The organism is Vibrio sp. AND4 (genome assembly GCF_000171815.1).
Classification (GTDB): Bacteria; Pseudomonadota; Gammaproteobacteria; order Enterobacterales; family Vibrionaceae; genus Vibrio.
In genome coordinates this window covers 1-21,042 of sequence record NZ_ABGR01000015.1, presented here as the reverse complement: position 1 = coordinate 21,042, position 21,042 = coordinate 1, and the positions used below count along the sequence as shown (strand labels likewise).

Genomic DNA, 21,042 nt, shown 5'->3' with positions numbered 1-21,042 from the left:
ATTACCTTAGCTTGGGATTGTAAAAATAATATGAACACAAATCGTGAACATGAATGTGATGTGTTAGTAGTAGGAAGTGGCGCAGCGGGCTTGTCGTTAGCTTTGCGTGTCGCAAACCACTGTAAAGTGATGGTTCTGAGTAAAGGACCACGAAGCGAGGGCGCGACATTGTACGCGCAAGGCGGTATTGCTGCCGTATTCGATGAGTCGGACACCATTGAGTCTCACGTTGAAGATACGAAAATTGCCGGAGATGGTATCTGTGATGAAGACACGGTTAAGTTTATCGCAGAAAACTCCAAAGAGTGTGTCCAGTGGCTGATTGATGGCGGAGTGCCATTTGATCGTGAAGATGATGACTCTGACGATCAACCGCGTTATCACTTAACACGAGAAGGTGGTCATAGCCGTCGCCGTATTTTACACGCAGCTGATGCCACAGGCATGGCAATGCAAACCTCTCTACAAGACAACGCTCACAACCACCCAAATATTCATGTTCTAGAACGCCACAACGCGCTAGATTTGATCACCGAAGATAAAATCAATGGCGACAAAAACAAGATCATTGGTGCTTATATCTGGAACCGAAATGAAGAGCAGGTAGAAACCGTTCGCGCTAAATTTGTGGTTCTCGCAACGGGTGGCGCTTCCAAAGTTTACCAATATACCTCTAACCCAGATGTGTCTTCAGGCGATGGTATTGCTATCGCATGGCGTGCAGGTTGCCGCGTCGCAAACTTAGAGTTCAACCAATTCCACCCGACCTGTCTTTACCACCCAGAAGCGCGCAATTTCTTGCTGACAGAAGCACTTCGCGGTGAAGGCGCGTATTTACGTCGCCCAGACGGTTCGCGTTTTATGCCAGATTTTGATAAGCGTAAAGAGCTTGCGCCTCGTGACGTTGTGGCTCGCGCGATTGACTTTGAAATGAAGCGTCTGGGTGCCGACTGCATGTATCTCGATATCAGCCACCAGCCTGCTGATTTCATCACCAAGCATTTCCCGACCATCTACTCTCGCTTGATGGATTTGGGGATCGACATGACCAAAGAGCCAATCCCAATAGTTCCCGCTGCCCACTACACATGTGGTGGCGTCATGGTAGACCAAAACGGTCATACCGATCTAAAGAATCTCTACGCAATTGGTGAAGTCAGCTATACCGGTTTGCACGGCGCGAATCGCATGGCATCAAACTCGCTATTGGAGTGTGTGGTTTACGCGTGGTCGGCAGCCAACGCTATTCTCAAGCACCATAACGATGTGGAATTGGCTCCACAAGTTCCATGTTGGGATGAGAGTCAAGTTACCCACAGTGATGAAGAGGTGATCATTCAGCACAACTGGCATGAGCTACGTCTGTTTATGTGGGATTACATGGGCATCGTTCGTACCGACAAACGTCTTGAGCGCGCATTGCGTCGTATCCAGATGCTTCAACAAGAGACGCACGAATACTACAGTCACTTCCGCGTATCAAATAACTTGCTAGAGCTGCGTAATCTACTCCAAGTTGCGGAGTTAATGGTGCGCTGTGCAATGAAGCGCAAAGAGAGTCGTGGTTTACACTACACCTTAGATTATCCCAACCAGCTAGAGAACAGCGGACCGACGATTCTTACGCCAAACAAGTAAATCAGGCAATGAGCAAAGCTCTGACAACAAGAAAATAAGAAGCAGACACAAGATCAAATGGGCGCTTCGGCTCCCATTTTCCATTGTCGTAGTATCAAGCAAAGTTGGCGATAAACCACATCATCACAGCTATCTCGCCAAATGGTTACTCGCTCTCCTGAAGCTAACTCAAACGTCACTTTGAATACAGCAGCCGAAATATCAACGCTCGAAATTATCGAGGTTTGTTTGTCATTACGCACCGTACCATCACGATGCAAATACCAACTTCCTCGAGTAGAAGACGCAACAAAACCGCCTTGCATTTGACAACAAAGAATCAATATAAAAAGGTAAGTTGATAAAGCAAGTGGAGTATCAAAGCTGACAAGCGCCCAAACACAACCGAGGAGGAGAAATTGGTTGGCAATTTGGGCGTATAAAGAGGCGTTAACCCTGAGATTAACGAACCTTACTGAGGTTGTGCGCGACAATTTTATCCACCATAGACGCATGACCTAAGTTTTCGCTGCGACCATGCCCCATTACCCAGGTAAACAGATCTGGGTCATCACAATCTAATAATGCGACAAAATCACGCTGCTCTTGTTCATTTAACGCGTCAAAGCACTCTTCAAAAAACGGCATAATCACCACGTCAAGCTCAAGCATGCCGCGACGACAAGCCCATTTAATTCGCGCCTTCTCTTCCGCAGTGTACATTCAGTATTCCTTCATAGATGTCTTGTTCTTAGTGCGGAGTGTAACAAGGGAAGTGAAACGCCACTAGTGTGAGGGTCACAATATATGGCCAAGTCACTTTAAATCCTGAGTATATTTTATAAACAAACGTTGAGTTTGACCAAACACCCCGAAATGGAGTGGGTATATTGAGTGCTGACAAATACTGATTCTGCAATTACCATAGCTGCAAATCTCTTCAAAAGGCATTGTAATCATGGAATGGCAAACTCGCTTTTCACCGCTGAACCTATCGACACAAGACGCGCTACCTAGGCTGTCTATCTCGCTATTGGATAACCTAAGCATGATCACCATGGTCGGGGATGACAAAAAGCCCTACCTTCAGGGACAAGTTACCTGTGATGTGGTTTCTCTTGAGAAAGATCAATCCACACTGGGAGCACACTGTGATGCGAAAGGCAAGGTATGGAGCGTCTTCCGCCTGTTCCATCATAATGATGGCTATGCGATGCTTCAGCCAAAATCAGCGATCGACGTTGAACTGAAAGAAATCAAAAAGTACGCGGTATTCTCGAAAGTGACCATCGAAGAATCAAACGATGTTGTGCTTGGGGTTGCGGGTGAAAACGCAGAAGCGTTCATCTCAAGCTTAAATGCCGAAATAGGTGACGTTCGTGCCATTAAAGGCGGAACAGCAGTCAAAGTGGCACCAAGTCGTTGGCTACTCGCGCTGACAGCGGAATCAGCACAATCGTTAGTCGCAAGCAGTCAAGCAACCCTGACCACAAATGAACTTTGGACACGTTTCGATATTGAAGCTGCGCTACCATACGTGGCCGCAGACGCGCAGAATGACCACATACCACAAGCGCTAAACTTACAAGCTCTCGGCGGCATCAGCTTTACGAAAGGCTGCTACACAGGTCAAGAAACCGTTGCTCGCGCCAAATACCGCGGCACCAACAAACGTGCAATGTACATTGTTAAAGGTGCAACCGCTGAAAACTTAGGGGAAGGTACGATCGAATTGGAACGTAGTGTCGGTGAAAACTGGCGTTCCGTGGGGGCATTACTCACGCGTTACCAATTCAGTAATAACCAAGCAATGGGACTAATCGTACTGCCAAACAACCTAGACGATGACACTCGCTTACGTTTGGTTGCTCAACCAGAATGTGAATGGGAAATCGCAGCACTACCATACAGCCTTGACGATGAGTAGTACCGTCCATACTCCTTTGATGCAGTTTTTAACGGATCAGAACATCGAGTTCCGTCTTCTTTCCCATCAAAGACCTGCCACGACCATTGAGGATGCCGCGCAACAACGCGGTATTCGAACTTCACAAATGGTCAAATCGATCCTTTTGCGTGATATGGGCAACCAATATGCGCTTGCCTGTACGCCCGGAGATCGCAACGTTGATCCCAAAAAAGTGCGAGCATTACTGCAATGCCGTCGTATGACGTGTGTCGATCAAGCCGATGTAGAATTGGTTACCGGATACAAGATTGGAACCGTCACCCCACTACTTTTAAAGCGCTGCATGCCTATCGTGTTTGACCCAAGCTTGCTTAAGGAAAAAGAAATCACCATCAGCAGTGGTGATCGAATGGCGGGATTAGCACTGTCTATCGACGATCTTATTCAGTTGTGCCATCCAACCATCGCTGACATTTGCCGCTAGCATGTTATCGAACGCAGGATTCTCAATCCTGCATAACCTTCCTTCTATACATTTCAAGCAAAAAAGCATAAGTAGTCAGACGTAAAAGCAGTTTTTGTACAAAGCCTTTTTCCACGCCATTAACTCGATGAAAGCAAGCGCTTGAGGTTTCGACTTAGTCCGAACGAATAAAAGATAACTAATTGAGTAAAAACATTTCGCAAACGACTATTTTACTTCTACTATTAACTTTGCAACATATTCATTAACTCACACACCAAATGAGAACATAAGGACTCAAGGAAGGGTTCCTCAGGCAATGATTATTTGAGGTCATTCTCACACTATTTAGGATAAAGATTTATAAATCTGTCGAACTCAGCACAAATCTCTTAATACAAATATCTCACTGCACTTAATATTATTTCTATCACAAATTTTTTTACGCGAAATCCTTAGAATAATCAGGCTAGGTGAATGATGAGGAAAAGTAGATATGAGACTGTTTAAGCGCTATACACCAAGTATGATTGCTAAACACATAAGTCGTCTTTTTAAAGGAAGAATTTATATTTACGGAGTCGGTAAGTTCGAATTTGATAACGGAAAATTGATACTGCCGGAAAAAGCAGAGAGGCGTCATTTTCAGGCGGTCAAAGAAATTAATCAAGAAATTATGAAGCTCAGAGGCGCGTACGCTTAACTGGGCATCACTCAATAGAAAAGGCTGGATAACCAGCCTTTTTTGTCTAAGAAGTCAAAAGCAAGCAGTAACAAACGCGTTTATTGACGCGCCAGTTCAGGCAAGTCGCCTTTTAAACCCAATGCCCGCTTCATGATTTCATCTTTCACACCCGGCAATTGCCCTGCTAGGCTCAAACCAATACCGCGGGCCAGCTTCTTAGCAGGGTTTTCACCAGAAAACAGGTCACGGAACCCTTGCATTAGCGTAATCATCTTGGCAGCTTCAGCTTTACGCCAACGTTCGTAGCCTCGTAAATTACGCTTGGTGCCGATGTCTTGCCCTTGCTTCCACAACGCCAATACTTCTTGCGCCAAGCTTGCTGCATCCAACAAACCAAGGTTCACGCCCTGCCCTGCCAGCGGATGAATGGTATGTGCCGCATCACCGACCAACGCCACACGCTCCACCACAAAGTCACGTGCGTAACGCATTTTCAGTGGGAATGCAGCTCGTTCACCAACCACTTCACATAAACCTAAACGCCCGTCAAACTCGCTAGTTAGCACTTTATTGAACTCTTGCTCATTCATCGCAAGCAATTGATCTGCACGATTTGGATCGGTGGACCAAACAATCGAGCACATATTCGGTTCAGATAATGGAAGGAACGCCAACGGGCCGTGCGGTGTGAATATCTGACGCGCAACACAACTGTGTGGTTCTGCCGTTTTTACGTTCGCGACCAGTGCACTATGACCATAATCCCAATGTGTCAGAGGGATATCCATTTGATTACGCAACCAAGAGTTTGCGCCATCCGCGCCAACGACCAGCTTAGCAGTCATGGCTTGGCCATTATCGAGCGTTAGCCAGCTTTCTTGCTCACCCACCGCAAGTGATGCGCAACGTGCGGGCATAAACAGCGTCACGTTATCCTGCTTTTGTACTTGTTCTAGCAGCGCTAATTGAATCACTCGATTCTCAACGATATGGCCAAGATCTGGCTGAGCCATGCTTTGCGCATCAAATGCGATCTGCGCGAAACTATCTTGCTCCCAAACTTCCATCGCGTGGTACGGTGAAGCTCGACGCTGCTCAATACCTTGCCACGCACCAAGGTTACGCAGGATGGTTTCACTTGAACGGCTCAACGCCGACACGCGGACATCTGGCAGTTCGTTGAGCGTGTCGTTCGGTACTGCGCCCTCGATAACGGCTAAACGCAAGTCACTGTCTTTAAAAGAGGCAGCTAATGCCAAACCGACCATACCACCGCCGATAATGGCGATATCTACACTTTGCATCATGCTTTTTGTTACCTAATTCGTTGCCGTTTATCGTTTCACTAGACCAAGCGTATGGCGTAGCAGCGGCTGCTTAAAAGTAGAAAGGTTATCCATCGTTGCGAGAGCAAGGTTACGCCCAATCTGCATCGCAGGTAAGTCATTTGAGAAAATATGTACCAAAGAGCTGGTCAACCAAATTGTTTCGCTGCGATCATTTTCGCGGCGCTGACTAAATCGCATCAAACCTCGATAACGACCTGCATCTTCAGTTTGCTTAGCGATCTCTTCCGCAAGTGTTGCCACATCACGAATACCAAGATTGAAACCTTGCCCGGCGATCGGGTGAAGCGTCTGTGCTGCATTGCCAACGATAGCAAAACGGTGCGAAATATTTTGCTTGCGATGGCGCAGCAGAAGTGGATAACTCGCGCGTTGCCCGACTTTCTGCATTGCCCCTAATCGCCAACCAAAATCGTGCTGTAGTCGCTCAAGAAACTCAGTATCGGACAAATTGACTGCGGTTTGTGCTTCTTCAGGGTGCAAGCACCATACCAACGACATCCGGTTGTCACTCATCGGTAACAATGCGACTGGCCCATTCTCAGTAAAACGTTCGAATGCTCTACCTTGATGAGGCTCTTGCGTCACAATGTTTGCAATCACTGCCACTTGATCAAAATCATGCTCAGACAGCTCTAAACCAATTTGCTGACAGCACTGCGATACTGCGCCGTCAGCTGCCACGAGCAATTTAGCTTCGAGCTGCTCACCACTGCTGAGCTCAATGTATACTTTATCTTGTTCACGTTCGATGGCCGCAACAGAGTCAGGGCAAAATAGAGTAATCGTCTCACTCTTTTCCAACAGCTCTTGGTAGACACGACCAACGTCAGCCAACTCAACCACATAACCAAGCGCTTCGACACCAACTTCCTGCTTAGTAATCTCGGTCATTCCCGCATGGGCGCGATCAGAAACATGAATGTGTTCAATTGGGGTTGCACTGGGTTCGATGGAAGACCATAACTGTAAGTGACGCAAAATGTTGACCGTGCCGTAGGACAAAGCAATCGAGCGCGAATCAAACCCCGGATGTTGATCCGATTGGATTTTGAAAGGCTCAACGACCGCGATTTGCAATCTGCCTTCGGATAAACGGTCGATTGCTAGGGCAAGTGTGGCACCTGCCATCGCACCACCAGCGATTACAACGTCATATTGCCTCATGCTAACCTCTATAAGCTGTTCGGTAATTGGAAACGAGCGACTAATGAATCGTTGCTTGTTTTTCGTTGCTTTCAGGACGAGCACCAAACTCGGCATGAATAATTAGTACGCAGGCTTTAACGTGTTCGATTACTTGCTCCAGCAATAGTGCTTGCTCGCCAAGGTCATCATCCTCATCAATGCCCAGCTTGGCAATTTCTTCTAGGTCTGCAAGGGCTTCTTTTGCCTCGTCTGACGCCTTATCAATCACAATACCAGCTAAGCCAATACCGGAAATAAAGTGATTTACAAAATCTGATACGCCATCCGCTAGTGCAAATAAATCCTCTTCACCTGCTTCATCAGGAAGCAGCAAAGACAGTTCCATCGATGTCCCCGTCAGTTCATTGACCGTTACTTGGAACACGCTCTGTGCAAGCGCTAATGCACTTGATGGCCAGCCCATACCTTGGTTGGTGTAATCAAACAAAACGGGTTGCCAGGTTTGATCGTTAATCGCTAGCCCGCCGCTTAGCATGCCAACAAGTAGACCGTGCAATTCTGCTGGCGAGACAGCAAGGCTTGCAGATTTGAGTTCAGCAGCAATAGATTGGTACTCAGGAAGGGTGATTTCACTCATAATCTTGGCTCATTGTTACGTAATAATGTATCGACATATCCTACCATCAAGCCTAGTATGCTGAAACGGCTATCAAATTCAATTTTGGACAGCATTTAAACAAATTGCCTAATTCCTGTGTGATTCCTTCACCATTTTTCTCTCAATGAAGGGAAATGCTTGAATCTTAATAGCGCTTTTCCTATAGTTTCCTCCTCGGTAGTTGTATAACGCAATACCTTAGATAGCGCGAATATAGAGTTTATTGATCATGAGCAATCAAGCGATCGACGTTGAAATCCTTGGCAAAATGACACGAGTGAATTGTCCTTCGGGGCAAGAAGAGTCGCTGATTACAGCGGCTAAAGATCTTGATCGTCGATTGAAAGAGATGAGCGAGCGTACTAAGGTAACCAATGAAATCCAGCTTCTGACTTTTGCTGCATTGAATATTTGCCATGAGTTACACACAAAGTCATACGAATCAAATGGGCAGCAACAAGAAATAACTGAGCGAATGGAAAAGCTCACCGCGTCTTTAGAAAGTGCGCTTAGCAAAGTAACGCAAGGACAGCAGTAGATAGCAAATTTACCCTAGGGTGTGCGTCAGTTGGATTTAAGTCCCTGAGCCGATAAGCAATACCTAAGGGTTAGTACTTGATAGCTATTGAGCAAGCTTGGCATGTACCGAGAAGCCTACGGTTATCATTGCTGATCCGCCTTGAACCAGCTGGTTCAAGGGCCACAATCCTCAACGGCACCCTGGGGTATCCTCTCTATGTCAGACCTATCTCGGCAAGAATTCCGTCAACTAATTCGTGAAAAGCGCAACGCACTCGATAGCAATACTCAGTGCCAATCTGGGCTCGCTCTGATTCATCACTTTTCACAATTGCCAGAAATCCAAGCCGCGCAACACATCGCCATCTATCTCTCTACCGATGGTGAGTTAGACACCAAACCTCTGATAGAATCGCTTTGGCAACAAGGTAAGTCAATTTACCTGCCCGTCATTCACCCTTTCTCCAAAGGCCAGTTACTCTTCTTGCTCTACGCCAATGACGCCCAACTGGTGCGCAATAAATACGGAATCTCAGAGCCTGAACTTGATATTCGTCGCCTTAAGCCGACCCGGGAACTTGATGTGATCTGTACACCATTAGTCGCATTCGACAGCGTTGGCCATCGCCTTGGTATGGGCGGCGGCTACTATGATCGTACCCTTTCACCTTGGTTTAGCACTGGCAAAGGCGCCAAGCCTATCGGTATTGCACATGATTGTCAGCACGTTGAACGTCTGCCCGTTGAAAGCTGGGATATTCCGTTGCCTAAGATCGTGACTCCAAGCAAAGTCTGGCAATGGGAAAAGTAACACTTACCCGCTATAATCACGCCGCAAACGTTAACGAACATCTATTCAGGAGATTGGCATGACCCAAGATGAAATGAAAAAAGCGGCTGGTTGGGCAGCACTTAAGTATGTTGAGAAAGGCAGCATTGTCGGTGTTGGTACTGGCTCTACCGTGAATCACTTCATCGATGCCCTAGGCAGTATCAAAGACGATATCAAGGGTGCAGTGTCTAGCTCTATCGCTTCAACTGAACGCTTGAAAGCGCTCGGTATTGAAGTTTACGAGTGCAACGACGTGGCGATGCTGGATATCTACGTGGATGGTGCAGACGAAATCAACGCAGCACGTGAAATGATTAAAGGTGGCGGTGCAGCACTGACACGTGAAAAAATCGTAGCAGCACTTTCAGAAAAATTCATCTGTATCGTTGATGGCACAAAAGCAGTTGACGTGCTGGGCCAATTCCCGCTTCCTGTCGAAGTGATCCCAATGGCACGCTCTTATGTGGCTCGTGAGTTGGTCAAACTGGGAGGAGACCCAGCGTACCGTGAAGGTGTGACTACGGACAACGGCAACGTGATCCTAGACGTGCATAACATGCAAATCACCAACCCGAGAGAGCTTGAAGACAAGATCAACGCAATTGCAGGAGTAGTCACGGTAGGCCTGTTTGCTCACCGTGGAGCAGATGTAGTTATCACTGGCACACCAGAAGGTGCGAAAATAGCAGAATAGATCATTAGATGATTGAACTTTTCTGTTCTTTCATTACAAGCGGCGCCTAAGTGCGCCGTTTCCCCACCTTTTTCTCATAAAAGCATGCCTTATTCCGTAATTTTCTTACCCAAAGCAAAAAATTTTTGTTACTTTATTGAACAGAAGACGCACAGGGAAACGTTTGTCTTCCGACAAAACTGTTAATTCCCCCCCTTTTTGATGGTTTTGCTTTATGTGCGCCACATTAGCCCACCTTTCCATTTTAAGGACGAGAAAAATGGCCAAAGTTTCACTGGAAAAAGAAAAGATTAAGATCCTCTTACTTGAGGGACTTCACCCCTCTTCAGTTGAAGTTCTTCAAGCCGCTGGCTACAACAATATTGAATATCACAAGGGTTCTCTTCCAGAGGAAGAGCTGATTGAAGCCGTCAAAGACGTCCACTTCATTGGTATCCGATCCCGAACAAACCTATCAGAGGAAGTGATCAACGCAGCGAACAAGCTTGTCGCAATCGGCTGTTTTTGTATCGGCACCAACCAAGTTGACCTAGAGGCGGCAGCAAAACGTGGGGTGCCTGTTTTTAACGCGCCGTTCTCTAATACACGCAGTGTCGCTGAGCTTGTGCTTGGCCAAATCCTACTGCTTCTGCGTGGTATTCCTGAGAAGAACGCGCTAGCGCACCGTGGTATCTGGAAGAAGAGCGCAGACGCCTCATACGAAGCACGTGGCAAGCGTTTGGGCATCATCGGCTACGGCCACATAGGTACTCAGCTGGGCATCATTGCAGAAAACTTGGGCATGCGCGTTTACTACTACGACATTGAAAACAAACTCTCGCTTGGAAACGCAACGCAACTCTTTACCATGAGTGAGCTCTTGAATAAGTGTGACGTGGTTTCTTTACACGTACCAGAAACGCCAGAAACCAAAAACATGATGAGCGAAGAAGAGTTTGCACGCATGAAACCGGGGGCGATATTTATCAACGCCGCGCGCGGTACGGTAGTCGACATCCCTGCTCTGTGCCACAGCCTAGAGTCTGGTCATATCTCAGGTGCAGCGATTGACGTGTTCCCAGTAGAGCCGAAAACAAACGCAGATGCGTTTGAATCCCCATTACAGAAGTTTGATAACGTCATCCTGACGCCACACGTCGGTGGTTCGACACAAGAAGCACAAGAAAATATTGGTGTCGAAGTATCGGGTAAACTGGCGAAATATTCAGACAACGGCTCAACACTATCAAGTGTCAACTTCCCAGAAGTCTCCCTGCCTGAGCACCGCGAATGTTCACGCCTGCTACACATTCACAAAAACCGTCCTGGCATCCTAACGCAAATCAACACCATCTTCGCTGAAGACGGAATCAATATCGCAGGTCAGTACCTACAAACCGCAGCTGAAATCGGTTATGTAGTTATCGACGTTGAAACTTCTCGTGCAGAAGAAGCACTGGTGAAACTAAAAGGTATTGAAGGCACAATTCGTGCGCGTATCCTTCACTAACCACTGATTAATGAACATAAAAAAGGCAGGGGTTTCCCTGCCTTGACGGTTCCTTTTCGACGCGTTTGACTTAACTTATTTAAGTTTATAAACCACATCAACTTGGTCACGAATCACAAGCGTGGAGTCTTGGTAACTATTTGAGCTCTCTCTCGCATCCATTGCCATAGAGCGCATCAGTACAGGGCGAACGTGCATTTGCTTATAACTGATCTGCCACACGTCACCGAGATTCTTATCAAAACCCGTCGCCAAAGAAGCCGCTTTACTTTGCGCATCTTTAATTGCTGCCATGCGAGCCTTTTGCTGGTACTCAGATTGATTACTCACTTTAAGCTTAATATTATCAACTTGGTTGATGCCCGCCTCAAGCGCCATGTCCAAATACTTATTCAAGTTGGCTAAATCACTGACTGTTACATCAATGCTGCGTGAAGCTCGGTAGCCGACCAGTTCTGCTTTCCCTGATTTCGGATAATGGTACTGGGGCGCCAAATACAAGTTTGAACTGGTAATCTTATCCTTCGATAAACCAGCACCCGCTAGGCTCTTGAGAAACTCATCAACCGTATTATCGACCGATTGCTTAGCTTGCTCTGCTGTCATTGTCGTATCGACAACCTTTACAGAAAAGGTTGCCATATCTGGCGTAGCGACCACTTCACCATAACCTGTGGTTGATACATGGGCAAAGTTAGGCGTGTCATTGGCAAAAACAGAAACGCTGGCAAGGCTGAGTGCAGAGGCCAATAAAAATGAAGACAGTTTCATCGATAAATCCATCCGTTTGAAAGATTGAAGCCACTCATATTTCGGGGTCAGACGAGATACTCGATAAATGTCGTGGCGAGTGAATTGGCATCTTAAATTTGAGTAATAAGAGAAACCACTGAACTGGAGTGTATATAAACTCATCATAGAAGCTTCTGCTAATTATCCAAGCGCCCTACATAACTTCTAACATAACTTTGACTGTGTTACCTCGGCGTCATTTACGGTTGTGGCGCATGTCAGTTGAGAGCAGATTAGGGTAGGTACTGTTGTGCATAGCCAACAGTCGCAGGTAATAATCGCGGGTGAGAGATCTCTCCTCAGCTTTCAGTTGCTAACTGACGCCAATAGGTTCGATAAGACAACGAATATAGGTAAAAAATAAAAACTCAAGGCATAAAAAAAGTGAGGCAATCACCTCACTTTTTTATGCACTCAGTAGAGTTAATTAAGCTTCTACTTTGTTCAAGTTAACATCCATTTGTGGGAATGGAATTTCAATACCAGCCGCATCCAAGGCTTCTTTGATTGCCAAAGTAGAATCGAAGTAAACGTCCCAGTAGTCAGGCGTTTTACACCATGGACGAACCACAAAGTTCACGGAAGAATCTGCTAGCGCAAGAACACCGATCGTCATATCTGGGTTTTTCAAGATACGAGGATCTTTTTCTAACGTTTCACGAATCACTTGTTTGGTTTGCTTAAGATCTGCTTTGTAAGAAACACCAATCACCAAGTCTACACGGCGCGTCTCGTGACGAGAGTAGTTTGTAATCGCACCACCGATAACCGATGAGTTAGGTACAACCACCATTTTGTTATCTGGGGTTTTTAGAATCGTTTGGAAGATTTGAATTGCTTCAACACTGCCTGCTACACCGCCGATCTCTACGTAGTCACCAGACTTAAATGGACGGAATGCAACAATCAATACACCCGCAGCGAAGTTAGACAATGAGCCTTGAAGAGCAAGACCAACAGCCAGACCTGCCGCACCAATTACGGCAACAACAGAAGCGGTTTGAACCCCCACACGACCCAATGCTGCGATAAGCACGATAACAAATAGAAGGTAACGAACTAAACCATGGACAAACTCAACAACGGCCTTGTCCATTTTTTTCTTTTCAAGCACTTTTGAAACGCTGTTTGCTACCGCTTTAACGATAATGTTACCAATGAATAGTATCAGTAGTGCAGAGATGATATTTACACCATACTGAATAAGAAGCTCTGAGTTGCTGTTTAGCCATGCTTCAGCTTTGCTCAAACCGTCCGTTAAAGAGGTATCGATACCCATCGATTCACCTGCCATAATTCGTATCCTCAAAATAAAGATATATAAGTCTAATTGCCGTTAACTTATGAACCATTTTTTATCGGTTCTTATTTACAACAACATCCATATTGCTTTCCTGAACACTGTCAGATTTTCTGGCACAATATCTTAAAACTGAAATTCCGCAAAGTCAGAGTTTCGCAAAGACCTACAAAACAAGGTGTTATCGGAAATTTCTGACATCGGCCAATTAAAGAGTACGCAATGGATTTACATTTCGCCACACTTTTTACTTGGTTTTGTACCACTTGATGCGGAAATGCGCTTTGTTTCAAAATTCACGCCCACCGACAGAAAGGATATGAAGCGCTTCGATCATATAGTAAATGACTAAACCATTAATTAACTAAAGAAAGAGAATCCTTATCGTCTCATTGTCTGGACATAAAAAAACCCGCTTGAAAGCGGGTTTTATAGATTTAAGTAGTACGAATTATAATACGTCTACTGCATTTAGGTCTGCAAACGCTTTTTCAAGGCGCGTTACCATAGATGATTGACCTGCACGTAGCCATACGCGTGGATCATAGTATTTCTTGTTTGGTGCGTCAGGACCAGTTGGGTTACCGATTTGACCTTGTAGGTAATCGTGGTTTTCAGCTTCGAACTGACGGATACCATCCCAACATGCCCACTGAGTATCAGTATCGATGTTCATTTTGATAACACCGTAACCGATAGACTCTTGGATTTCAGCTTCAGTAGAGCCTGAACCACCGTGGAATACAAAGTCTAGAGAGTTAGCTGGCAGGCCAAACTTCTCTGAGCAGTAAGCTTGAGAATCACGAAGGATAGTTGGAGTCAGTACAACGTTACCTGGCTTGTAAACGCCGTGTACGTTACCGAAAGATGCCGCGATAGTGAAACGTGGGCTAATAGCGTGCAGTTTCTCGTATGCATACGCAACATCTTCTGGAGACGTGTATAGCTCAGACGCGTCCATGTGAGAGTTATCAACGCCGTCTTCTTCACCACCAGTACAACCTAGTTCGATTTCTAGTGTCATGTTCATCTTAGCCATACGCTCAAGGTACTTAGCTGAGATTTCGATGTTCTCTTCTAGCGACTCTTCAGAAAGGTCGATCATGTGAGAAGAGAATAGCGGCTTACCCGTTTGAGCGAAGAACTCTTCACCCGCATCTAGAAGACCGTCGATCCATGGAAGAAGCTTCTTAGCAGCGTGGTCAGTGTGAAGAATGACAGGCACACCGTAAGATTCAGCTACAGAGTGAACGTATTTAGCACCAGCGATAGCGCCAAGGATTTGTAGACCTTGACCTTCTAGTTTAAGACCTTTACCAGCGAAGAATGCAGCGCCACCGTTAGAAAACTGAACGATTACAGGAGATTTAACTTTAGCAGCAGCTTCCAGTACAGCGTTAACTGAGTCAGTACCGATACAGTTAACTGCAGGTAGAGCGAAGTTGTTTTCTTTTGCTACTGCGAATACTTTCTGTACGTCATCGCCAGAAATAACGCCAGGTTTTACGAAGTCGAAGATCTTAGACATGGATGTAATCCTATTTATCTGTCGTTTTTTAAACAAAACTTGTTAAATTGAAAATCTTGCAAACGTTTGCTCACAACTAGCGCTATTTTAGCAGAGTTCCACTCTCGTTGCAGCAAACAGTAAAGCGGGAGATAACTCCCCCGCTTTACTCATATTACTTAGCTCGCGCTTCAAGCATTTCAACTGCTGGAAGTGCTTTGCCTTCTACGAACTCAAGGAAAGCACCGCCGCCAGTAGAAATGTAAGAGACGTCAGCTTTGATGCCGAACTTGTCGATAGCAGCTAGCGTGTCACCACCGCCTGCAACAGAGAAGCCTTCAGAAGCTGCGATAGCTTCAGAGATACCTTTAGTGCCCGCTTCGAAGTTCTTGAATTCGAATACGCCTACTGGACCGTTCCACAGGATAGTCTTCGCGCCCTTTAGGATTTCTGCCAGTTGAGCAGTTGAATCTGGGCCAAGGTCGAAAATCATGTCATCGTCTTGTACTTCAGAAACGTGCTTAATCTCAGCTTCTGCGTTTTCGTCGAATGCTTTCGCACATGCAACGTCGGTTGCAACTGGGATAGCACACTCGTCCATTAGCTTCTTAGCCGTTTCAACTAGGTCTGCTTCGTATAGAGACTTACCAACGTTGTGGCCAGCAGCTGCGATGAATGTGTTGGCAATACCACCGCCAACAACTAGTTGGTCAGCGATCTTAGATAGCGATTCAAGAACCGTTAACTTAGTAGAAACTTTTGAACCACCTACGATAGCAACCATTGGACGAGCAGGCTTGTCCATTGCTTTGCCAAGTGCGTCTAGTTCATTTGCGAGTAGAGGACCAGCACATGCTACGTCTGCGTGCATACCCACACCGTGAGTAGATGCTTGCGCACGGTGAGCGGTGCCGAATGCGTCCATTACGAAGATATCGCATAGCGCAGCGTACTGCTTAGAGAGTTCTTCTTCGTTTTTCTTCTCGCCTTTGTTAAAGCGAACGTTTTCTAGAACAACGAGTTCGCCAGCGTTCAGTTCTAGACCGTTTAGGTAGTCTTTCGCTAGTTTAACTTCACAATCTAGTGCGTCGTTTAGGTAGTTAACTACTGGTTGTAGAGAGAACTCTTCAGCGTATTCACCTTCAGTTGGGCGGCCTAGGTGAGAAGTAACCATCACTTTAGCGCCTGCTTCTAGACAGTGCTTGATAGTTGGAAGAGATGCGATGATACGTGCATCTGAAGTTACTTTACCGTCTTTTACTGGCACGTTTAAGTCAGCACGGATAAATACACGTTTACCTGCAAGATCCAGGTCAGTCATCTTGATTACAGACATGATGTGTCCTCTCAAATATTAAATAATTAAAGTTTTTAAAAACTCGGCAACCCTGCCAAGCCCGTTAATTCTTCAAACTGGTTACTGATATGGAGATAAGTTGAATTTATTTCAAGGTCTAAAATAAAAACTTTCCCCATCGCTTCTTCATCATTACTGCTCCACTTGTGAAGAAGCTTGCATTGCTAAGGCCGTATCCAGCATCCGGTTAGCAAAACCCCATTCGTTGTCGCACCAAACGAGCATTTTAACGAGTTGTCCGTTGCTCACTCTTGTCTGAGTTCCATCCACAATTGCACTATGGGGATCATGATTAAAGTCAATGGAAACGAGCGGCGATTCAGTATAGTCAACAATATCACGTAATGTACACTGGGATGCGTTAACTATGGTTTGATTTACGTCATTAACTTTCACAGTTGAACTAATTGTTACGCTTAAATCCATCGCAGTAACGTTCACAGTGGGTACTCGCACCGAAATGGCTTCAAATTTGTTAGAAAATTTCGGAAAGATCCTTTCAATTCCCCTGTGCAACTTAGTGTCTACTGGAATGATCGATTGACTGGCCGCTCGTGTGCGACGCAAATCATTGTGATAAGCGTCAATAACTTGCTGATCGTTCATTGAGGAGTGAATCGTTGTAATGGTGCCAGACTCGATACCGAAGGCTTCATCCAAGACTTTAATGATTGGGACAATACAGTTGGTGGTACAGGAACCATTCGATACGACGCGATGTTCATCTTTGAGAGTTTCGTGGTTCACACCATAGATGATGGTGTTATCGAGATCGCCTGCGCCGGGGTGTGAAAATAGGACTTTGTGAGCACCAGCTTCGATGTGGGCTTGGCCATCTGCTTGTGAACCAAAAACACCAGTACAATCGAGTACTATATCGACCTCTAAGTCACGCCATGGCAAAAGTTCGATTTCGGCAAGATGAAGGATTCTAATCGAATCGTACTCACTGCTGCTGTGATGAATGTAGATATGTTCTTGGTCATGCGAGATTTTCTTACCGAAACGGCCATGGCTGGTGTCATATTGAAGAAGATGTGCCATCGCTTCAGGTTGTGCAAGTTCATTGACCGCCACAACTTTTATCTGCTGATGCTTACCACTCTCATATACTGCTCGCAGTACATTACGACCGATACGCCCAAATCCATTGATCGCAACTTTTAGCATTTATCCTTCGCCCTACCAAAAATTCTTGTTGTCGATAGTACCTGATAAGGGGGCTAAACGCATTAAGTAAGTGCTCCCAGCCGCGGTAAACTGTCTTTGCAATCTACGACGCATTCATGGTATCAATATAACAATTTCTGACCTTGCGTATTCCACTTGGCACTTTAGCCCACCGTTTTGACAACCAAAGGAAATACGTATGTCAGGTTTACCCGCTACGCACTTTTGTAAGCGATGCAATAAAGAAACAGCACATTCAGAGGTGTTGGTTCGTAAACCAAGTCGTTATGATATGGATAAAACGATTCTTGGAACCCTAAAACTTTTGGCTCATACCCTGATAAACGGCGGCCACTACTATGATATGGATCGCTATGTCACCTGTAAGAAATGTGGATGCAAAGAGAAAGACAACTGGGGAAAAGAGTTTGAATAGGCAAGAAAAAACCGAGCATTGACGCTCGGTTTTTCATTTCGAATATTCAATTACGCCAGTAATTCTTGCGCAGTGTTCACCACATTTTCTACCGTGAAACCAAACATCTCAAACAACTGGTCAGCAGGCGCTGATTCACCGAATGTCGTCATACCTATGATGCGACCATCGAAACCAACGTACTTGTACCAGAAGTCTGCAATGCCCGCTTCGATAGCGATACGTGCCGTTACATCAGATGGCAGTACTGACTCACGGTAAGCGGCGTCTTGCTTGTCAAAGGCATCGGTTGATGGCATTGAAACAACACGTACTTTCTTACCTTCTGCTGTTAGCTGGTCAGCCGCTTTTACCGCTAGCTCAACTTCAGAGCCAGTTGCAATAAGGATCAGCTCAGGTTTACCATCGCTGTCTTTTAGGACGTAACCGCCTTTCGCGATATCCGCTACCTGCTCAGTGCTGCGTGCTTGTTGCGCTAGGTTTTGACGCGAGAAGATAAGTGCCGATGGACCATCTTTACGTTCAATCGCCAGTTTCCAAGCTACCGCAGATTCAACTTGGTCACATGGACGCCATGTGCTCATGTTTGGTGTTAGGCGTAGAGATGCAACTTGCTCAACCGGTTGGTGAGTTGGGCCATCTTCGCCAAGGCCGATAGAATCGTGCGTGTAAACTTGGATGTTCTGAATTTTCATCAGAGCAGCCATACGCATTGCGTTACGAGCGTATTCCATGAACATCAGGAAGGTGGCACCGTAAGGAACGAAACCGCCGTGCAATGCGATGCCGTTCATGATCGCCGTCATACCGAATTCACGTACGCCGTAGTGGATGTAGTTACCAGAGAAGTCGCTCGCTTCTAGAGACTTAGAACCAGACCACATAGTCAGGTTAGAAGGCGCTAGGTCGGCAGAGCCCCCCATGAATTCTGGTAACATTTGACCAAACGCTTCTAATGCGTTTTGAGACGCTTTACGTGATGCGATGTTCGCAGGGTTTGCTTGTAGGTCGGCAATGATTTGGTTGGCTTTTGCTTCCCACTGTGCAGGCAAGTCACCATTTACACGGCGTTTGAATTCCGCTGCTAGCTCAGGGTACGCGGCTTCATAAGCTGCAAACTTCTCGTTCCACGCAGCTTCTTTAGCGGCGCCGACTTCTTTTGCTGACCATTCTGCGTAAACTTCTTGCGGAATCTCAAAAGGACCGTGCTCCCAACCAAGTGCTTTGCGCGTCGCTGCAATTTCTTCCGCACCCAGTGGCGCACCGTGACAGTCGTGTGAGCCAGATTTGTTTGGCGATCCAAAACCTATGATGGTTTTAGTACAGATAAGTGTAGGACGAGGGTCCGCTTTTGCAGCCAAGATAGCGGCGTTGATCGCTTCAGGATCGTGACCATCTACCGCAGGAATAACGTGCCAACCGTAAGCTTCAAAACGCTTAGGTGTATCGTCAGAGAACCAGCCTTCAACATGACCATCGATAGAAATGCCATTGTCATCCCAGAATGCGATCAGCTTACCTAGCCCCAAGGTACCCGCAAGAGAACATGCTTCATGCGAGATGCCCTCCATTAAACAGCCGTCGCCCATGAATGCGTAAGTGAAGTGGTCAACGATATCGTGGCCTTCTTGGTTGAACTGAGCAGCGAGCGCTTTCTCAGCCATTGCCATACCAACCGCGTTAGTGATGCCTTGGCCTAGAGGACCCGTTGTGGTCTCAATGCCAGGCGCGTAACCATACTCAGGGTGACCAGGAGTCTTAGAGTGAAGCTGGCGGAAGTTCTTAAGATCATCGATAGACAGATCATAGCCTGCAAGGTGCAGCAAAGAGTAGATCAACATAGAGCCGTGGCCGTTAGACAGCACGAAACGGTCGCGATCAGCCCATTCTGGGTTTGATGGGTTATGGTTTAGGTGAGAGCGCCAGAGCACTTCAGCGATGTCAGCCATGCCCATAGGTGCGCCAGGGTGGCCAGAGTTAGCTTGTTGAACACCATCCATGCTTAGCGCGCGGATTGCATTAGCGAGATGCTTTCTTGTTTGAAGAGAGTGGTCCATGATTATTACCGATTTAAATGAGATATTGGATAGGAAATTGAAAGGGGAACACAAACGTTCCCCTTTTAATTCTGTCGATTAAAGCTTGGCAGCGATCATTGTTTCTAGCTTGCCTTGGTCAACCGCGAAGTTACGGATACCTTCGGCCAGTTTCTCAACTGCCATTGCGTCTTGGTTGTGATCCCATAGGAATTCAGCATGAGTCATGGCTGCTGGACGCTCTTTCGCGCCTTTAGAGTCAACCAACTTCTCAACAACCTCGCCTTCTGCCGCTTCTAGCTCAGCAAGTAGCGCAGGGGCGATAGTTAGACGGTCACAGCCCGCAAGCTCTAGGATCTCGCCGATGTTACGGAAGCTTGCGCCCATGACTACCGTGTTGTAGCCATACTCTTTATAGTAGTTGTAGATGTTAGTCACAGAGACTACGCCTGGATCTTCTTGAGCTTCGAAATCACGCCCTTCTTTCGCTTTGTACCAGTCCATGATGCGGCCAACGAATGGCGAAATTAGGAACACACCCGCTTCAGCACAAGCACGAGCCTGAGCGAATGAGAATAGTAGAGTTAGGTTACAGTTGATGCCTTCTTTTTCTAGGATCTCAGCGGCGCGGATACCTTCCCAAGTTGAAGCCAGTTTGATCAGGATACGGTCGTTAGTGATGCCAGCATCGTTGTACATTTTCACTAGTTGACGCGCTTTCGCTACGCTGCCTTCCATGTCGTAAGATAGACGAGCGTCTACTTCTGTAGAGATACGACCTGGGATAGTTTTTAGGATTTCTTTACCGATGTTTACAGCAAGCATGTCACACGTGTCTTGAACTTGTTGTGCTTTGTCGTTGCTTTGTGCTTTCGCATATTCAATAGAAGCGTCGATGAGAGGTGCGTACTCTTCGATTTGAGCTGCTTTTAGGATAAGAGAAGGGTTCGTTGTTGCATCTTCAGGTTGGTATTTTTTTATTGCTTCAATTTCACCAGTGTCCGCTACTACAGTCGTTAGTTTACGAAGTTGCTCTAACTTGTTGCTCATGATCGATCATCCTATATAAATGGGCTTAAGTGC

The 21,042-nt window shown here is 46.2% G+C and carries 21 protein-coding genes and 1 other RNA gene; 10 read left to right on the top strand and 12 right to left on the bottom strand.

From position 1 onward, the window contains the following. Nucleotides 1-30: 30 nt before the first annotated feature. Nucleotides 31-1,638: an L-aspartate oxidase gene (nadB, locus tag AND4_RS13810; protein WP_009843598.1), complete on the top strand. Its 1,608-nt coding sequence runs from the start codon at nt 31-33 to the stop codon at nt 1,636-1,638. A 53-nt stretch (nt 1,639-1,691) separates the two neighbouring features. On the opposite strand, the gene AND4_RS20580 is transcribed toward nadB, so the two are convergent. Both AND4_RS20580 and AND4_RS13800 read right to left on the bottom strand, forming a co-directional pair. Next, nucleotides 1,692-2,132, bottom strand: coding sequence for a protein YgfX (locus AND4_RS20580; protein WP_339367411.1), 441 nt, complete (start codon nt 2,130-2,132; stop codon nt 1,692-1,694). Continuing rightward, a complete protein-coding gene (locus AND4_RS13800) occupies nt 2,080-2,340 on the bottom strand; it encodes a succinate dehydrogenase assembly factor 2 (RefSeq protein WP_009843596.1) in 261 nt (86 codons plus the stop codon). Before AND4_RS13800 ends, AND4_RS20580 begins: the two co-directional genes overlap by 53 nt. 235 nt (nt 2,341-2,575) lie before the next feature. Here AND4_RS13800 and ygfZ point away from each other — a divergent pair, with 235 nt between their 5' ends. From ygfZ to AND4_RS13785, 3 genes are all read left to right on the top strand, one after another. Then, nucleotides 2,576-3,544 (top strand): tRNA-modifying protein YgfZ, encoded by a 969-nt coding sequence (gene ygfZ, locus AND4_RS13795; RefSeq protein WP_009843595.1) that lies wholly within the window; start codon nt 2,576-2,578, stop codon nt 3,542-3,544. After that, the gene (locus tag AND4_RS13790; RefSeq protein WP_043991679.1) at nt 3,537-4,010 is read left to right on the top strand and encodes a YbaK/EbsC family protein; all 474 of its coding nucleotides are present in this window, start codon (nt 3,537-3,539) and stop codon (nt 4,008-4,010) included. The genes ygfZ and AND4_RS13790 overlap by 8 nt, the downstream gene beginning before the upstream one ends. Nucleotides 4,011-4,485: 475 nt before the next feature. Further along, nucleotides 4,486-4,692, top strand: coding sequence for a DUF1107 domain-containing protein (locus AND4_RS13785; RefSeq protein WP_009843593.1), 207 nt, complete (start codon nt 4,486-4,488; stop codon nt 4,690-4,692). A gap of 80 nt (nt 4,693-4,772) precedes the next feature. On the opposite strand, the gene AND4_RS13780 is transcribed toward AND4_RS13785, so the two are convergent. The 3 genes from AND4_RS13780 to AND4_RS13770 are packed head-to-tail and all read right to left on the bottom strand — an operon-like array spanning nt 4,773 to nt 7,806. Then, nucleotides 4,773-5,981 (bottom strand): FAD-dependent 2-octaprenylphenol hydroxylase, encoded by a 1,209-nt coding sequence (locus tag AND4_RS13780; RefSeq protein ID WP_009843592.1) that lies wholly within the window; start codon nt 5,979-5,981, stop codon nt 4,773-4,775. A 27-nt stretch (nt 5,982-6,008) separates the two neighbouring features. After that, nucleotides 6,009-7,187, bottom strand: coding sequence for a 2-octaprenyl-6-methoxyphenyl hydroxylase (gene ubiH / locus AND4_RS13775; RefSeq protein WP_009843591.1), 1,179 nt, complete (start codon nt 7,185-7,187; stop codon nt 6,009-6,011). Nucleotides 7,188-7,227: 40 nt separating this feature from the next. Continuing rightward, nucleotides 7,228-7,806: a YecA family protein gene (locus AND4_RS13770; RefSeq protein WP_009843590.1), complete on the bottom strand. Its 579-nt coding sequence runs from the start codon at nt 7,804-7,806 to the stop codon at nt 7,228-7,230. Between the two features lie 250 nt (nt 7,807-8,056). Here AND4_RS13770 and zapA point away from each other — a divergent pair, with 250 nt between their 5' ends. The 5 genes from zapA to serA all read left to right on the top strand — a co-directional run bounded on the left by zapA (nt 8,057) and on the right by serA (nt 11,361). Then, on the top strand, nt 8,057-8,365 hold the full coding sequence (gene zapA, locus AND4_RS13765; RefSeq protein ID WP_009843589.1) for a cell division protein ZapA: 309 nt from the start codon (nt 8,057-8,059) through the stop codon (nt 8,363-8,365). Nucleotides 8,366-8,373: 8 nt separating this feature from the next. After that, nucleotides 8,374-8,558: non-coding RNA, 6S RNA (gene ssrS, locus AND4_RS19600), on the top strand. Nucleotides 8,559-8,563: 5 nt separating this feature from the next. Further along, entirely contained in the window at nt 8,564-9,157 is a 594-nt protein-coding gene (locus AND4_RS13760) for a 5-formyltetrahydrofolate cyclo-ligase (RefSeq protein ID WP_009843588.1), read from the top strand. Nucleotides 9,158-9,215: 58 nt separating this feature from the next. Further along, complete coding sequence (gene rpiA, locus AND4_RS13755) at nt 9,216-9,872, top strand: ribose-5-phosphate isomerase RpiA (protein WP_009843587.1); 657 nt, start codon at nt 9,216-9,218, stop codon at nt 9,870-9,872. A gap of 259 nt (nt 9,873-10,131) precedes the next feature. Continuing rightward, complete coding sequence (gene serA / locus AND4_RS13750) at nt 10,132-11,361, top strand: phosphoglycerate dehydrogenase (protein ID WP_009843586.1); 1,230 nt, start codon at nt 10,132-10,134, stop codon at nt 11,359-11,361. 75 nt (nt 11,362-11,436) lie between these two features. Here the strand turns inward: serA and AND4_RS13745 are convergent, their stop codons facing one another. From AND4_RS13745 to epd, 5 genes are all read right to left on the bottom strand, one after another. Beyond that, on the bottom strand, nt 11,437-12,132 hold the full coding sequence (locus AND4_RS13745; protein ID WP_009843585.1) for an oxidative stress defense protein: 696 nt from the start codon (nt 12,130-12,132) through the stop codon (nt 11,437-11,439). Nucleotides 12,133-12,580: 448 nt separating this feature from the next. Continuing rightward, a complete protein-coding gene (mscS, locus tag AND4_RS13740; RefSeq protein ID WP_009843584.1) occupies nt 12,581-13,447 on the bottom strand; it encodes a small-conductance mechanosensitive channel MscS in 867 nt (288 codons plus the stop codon). 457 nt (nt 13,448-13,904) lie between these two features. After that, on the bottom strand, nt 13,905-14,981 hold the full coding sequence (gene fbaA, locus AND4_RS13735; RefSeq protein ID WP_009843583.1) for a class II fructose-bisphosphate aldolase: 1,077 nt from the start codon (nt 14,979-14,981) through the stop codon (nt 13,905-13,907). 154 nt (nt 14,982-15,135) lie between these two features. After that, nucleotides 15,136-16,296: a phosphoglycerate kinase gene (locus AND4_RS13730; protein ID WP_009843582.1), complete on the bottom strand. Its 1,161-nt coding sequence runs from the start codon at nt 16,294-16,296 to the stop codon at nt 15,136-15,138. A gap of 153 nt (nt 16,297-16,449) precedes the next feature. After that, on the bottom strand, nt 16,450-17,487 hold the full coding sequence (gene epd / locus AND4_RS13725; RefSeq protein WP_009843581.1) for an erythrose-4-phosphate dehydrogenase: 1,038 nt from the start codon (nt 17,485-17,487) through the stop codon (nt 16,450-16,452). A 199-nt stretch (nt 17,488-17,686) separates the two neighbouring features. Between epd and AND4_RS13720 the strand changes: the two genes are divergently transcribed. Then, on the top strand, nt 17,687-17,923 hold the full coding sequence (locus tag AND4_RS13720; RefSeq protein WP_009843580.1) for a hypothetical protein: 237 nt from the start codon (nt 17,687-17,689) through the stop codon (nt 17,921-17,923). Nucleotides 17,924-17,973: 50 nt separating this feature from the next. On the opposite strand, the gene tkt is transcribed toward AND4_RS13720, so the two are convergent. Both tkt and tal read right to left on the bottom strand, forming a co-directional pair. Beyond that, nucleotides 17,974-19,980, bottom strand: coding sequence for a transketolase (gene tkt, locus AND4_RS13715; RefSeq protein ID WP_009843579.1), 2,007 nt, complete (start codon nt 19,978-19,980; stop codon nt 17,974-17,976). Nucleotides 19,981-20,058: 78 nt separating this feature from the next. Then, nucleotides 20,059-21,009: a transaldolase gene (tal, locus tag AND4_RS13710; protein ID WP_009843577.1), complete on the bottom strand. Its 951-nt coding sequence runs from the start codon at nt 21,007-21,009 to the stop codon at nt 20,059-20,061. Nucleotides 21,010-21,042: the final 33 nt, after the last annotated feature.

What these genes read in the sequence shown, in the direction of transcription:
- nadB (WP_009843598.1), top strand. Translation starts at nt 31, where the DNA reads ATGAACACAAATCGTGAACATGAATGTGATGTGTTAGTAGTAGGAAGT.
- AND4_RS20580 (WP_339367411.1), bottom strand. Translation starts at nt 2,132, where the DNA reads ATGCGTCTATGGTGGATAAAATTGTCGCGCACAACCTCAGTAAGGTTC.
- AND4_RS13800 (WP_009843596.1), bottom strand. Translation starts at nt 2,340, where the DNA reads ATGTACACTGCGGAAGAGAAGGCGCGAATTAAATGGGCTTGTCGTCGC.
- ygfZ (WP_009843595.1), top strand. Translation starts at nt 2,576, where the DNA reads ATGGAATGGCAAACTCGCTTTTCACCGCTGAACCTATCGACACAAGAC.
- AND4_RS13790 (WP_043991679.1), top strand. Translation starts at nt 3,537, where the DNA reads ATGAGTAGTACCGTCCATACTCCTTTGATGCAGTTTTTAACGGATCAG.
- AND4_RS13785 (WP_009843593.1), top strand. Translation starts at nt 4,486, where the DNA reads ATGAGACTGTTTAAGCGCTATACACCAAGTATGATTGCTAAACACATA.
- AND4_RS13780 (WP_009843592.1), bottom strand. Translation starts at nt 5,981, where the DNA reads ATGATGCAAAGTGTAGATATCGCCATTATCGGCGGTGGTATGGTCGGT.
- ubiH (WP_009843591.1), bottom strand. Translation starts at nt 7,187, where the DNA reads ATGAGGCAATATGACGTTGTAATCGCTGGTGGTGCGATGGCAGGTGCC.
- AND4_RS13770 (WP_009843590.1), bottom strand. Translation starts at nt 7,806, where the DNA reads ATGAGTGAAATCACCCTTCCTGAGTACCAATCTATTGCTGCTGAACTC.
- zapA (WP_009843589.1), top strand. Translation starts at nt 8,057, where the DNA reads ATGAGCAATCAAGCGATCGACGTTGAAATCCTTGGCAAAATGACACGA.
- AND4_RS13760 (WP_009843588.1), top strand. Translation starts at nt 8,564, where the DNA reads ATGTCAGACCTATCTCGGCAAGAATTCCGTCAACTAATTCGTGAAAAG.
- rpiA (WP_009843587.1), top strand. Translation starts at nt 9,216, where the DNA reads ATGACCCAAGATGAAATGAAAAAAGCGGCTGGTTGGGCAGCACTTAAG.
- serA (WP_009843586.1), top strand. Translation starts at nt 10,132, where the DNA reads ATGGCCAAAGTTTCACTGGAAAAAGAAAAGATTAAGATCCTCTTACTT.
- AND4_RS13745 (WP_009843585.1), bottom strand. Translation starts at nt 12,132, where the DNA reads ATGAAACTGTCTTCATTTTTATTGGCCTCTGCACTCAGCCTTGCCAGC.
- mscS (WP_009843584.1), bottom strand. Translation starts at nt 13,447, where the DNA reads ATGGCAGGTGAATCGATGGGTATCGATACCTCTTTAACGGACGGTTTG.
- fbaA (WP_009843583.1), bottom strand. Translation starts at nt 14,981, where the DNA reads ATGTCTAAGATCTTCGACTTCGTAAAACCTGGCGTTATTTCTGGCGAT.
- AND4_RS13730 (WP_009843582.1), bottom strand. Translation starts at nt 16,296, where the DNA reads ATGTCTGTAATCAAGATGACTGACCTGGATCTTGCAGGTAAACGTGTA.
- epd (WP_009843581.1), bottom strand. Translation starts at nt 17,487, where the DNA reads ATGCTAAAAGTTGCGATCAATGGATTTGGGCGTATCGGTCGTAATGTA.
- AND4_RS13720 (WP_009843580.1), top strand. Translation starts at nt 17,687, where the DNA reads ATGTCAGGTTTACCCGCTACGCACTTTTGTAAGCGATGCAATAAAGAA.
- tkt (WP_009843579.1), bottom strand. Translation starts at nt 19,980, where the DNA reads ATGGACCACTCTCTTCAAACAAGAAAGCATCTCGCTAATGCAATCCGC.
- tal (WP_009843577.1), bottom strand. Translation starts at nt 21,009, where the DNA reads ATGAGCAACAAGTTAGAGCAACTTCGTAAACTAACGACTGTAGTAGCG.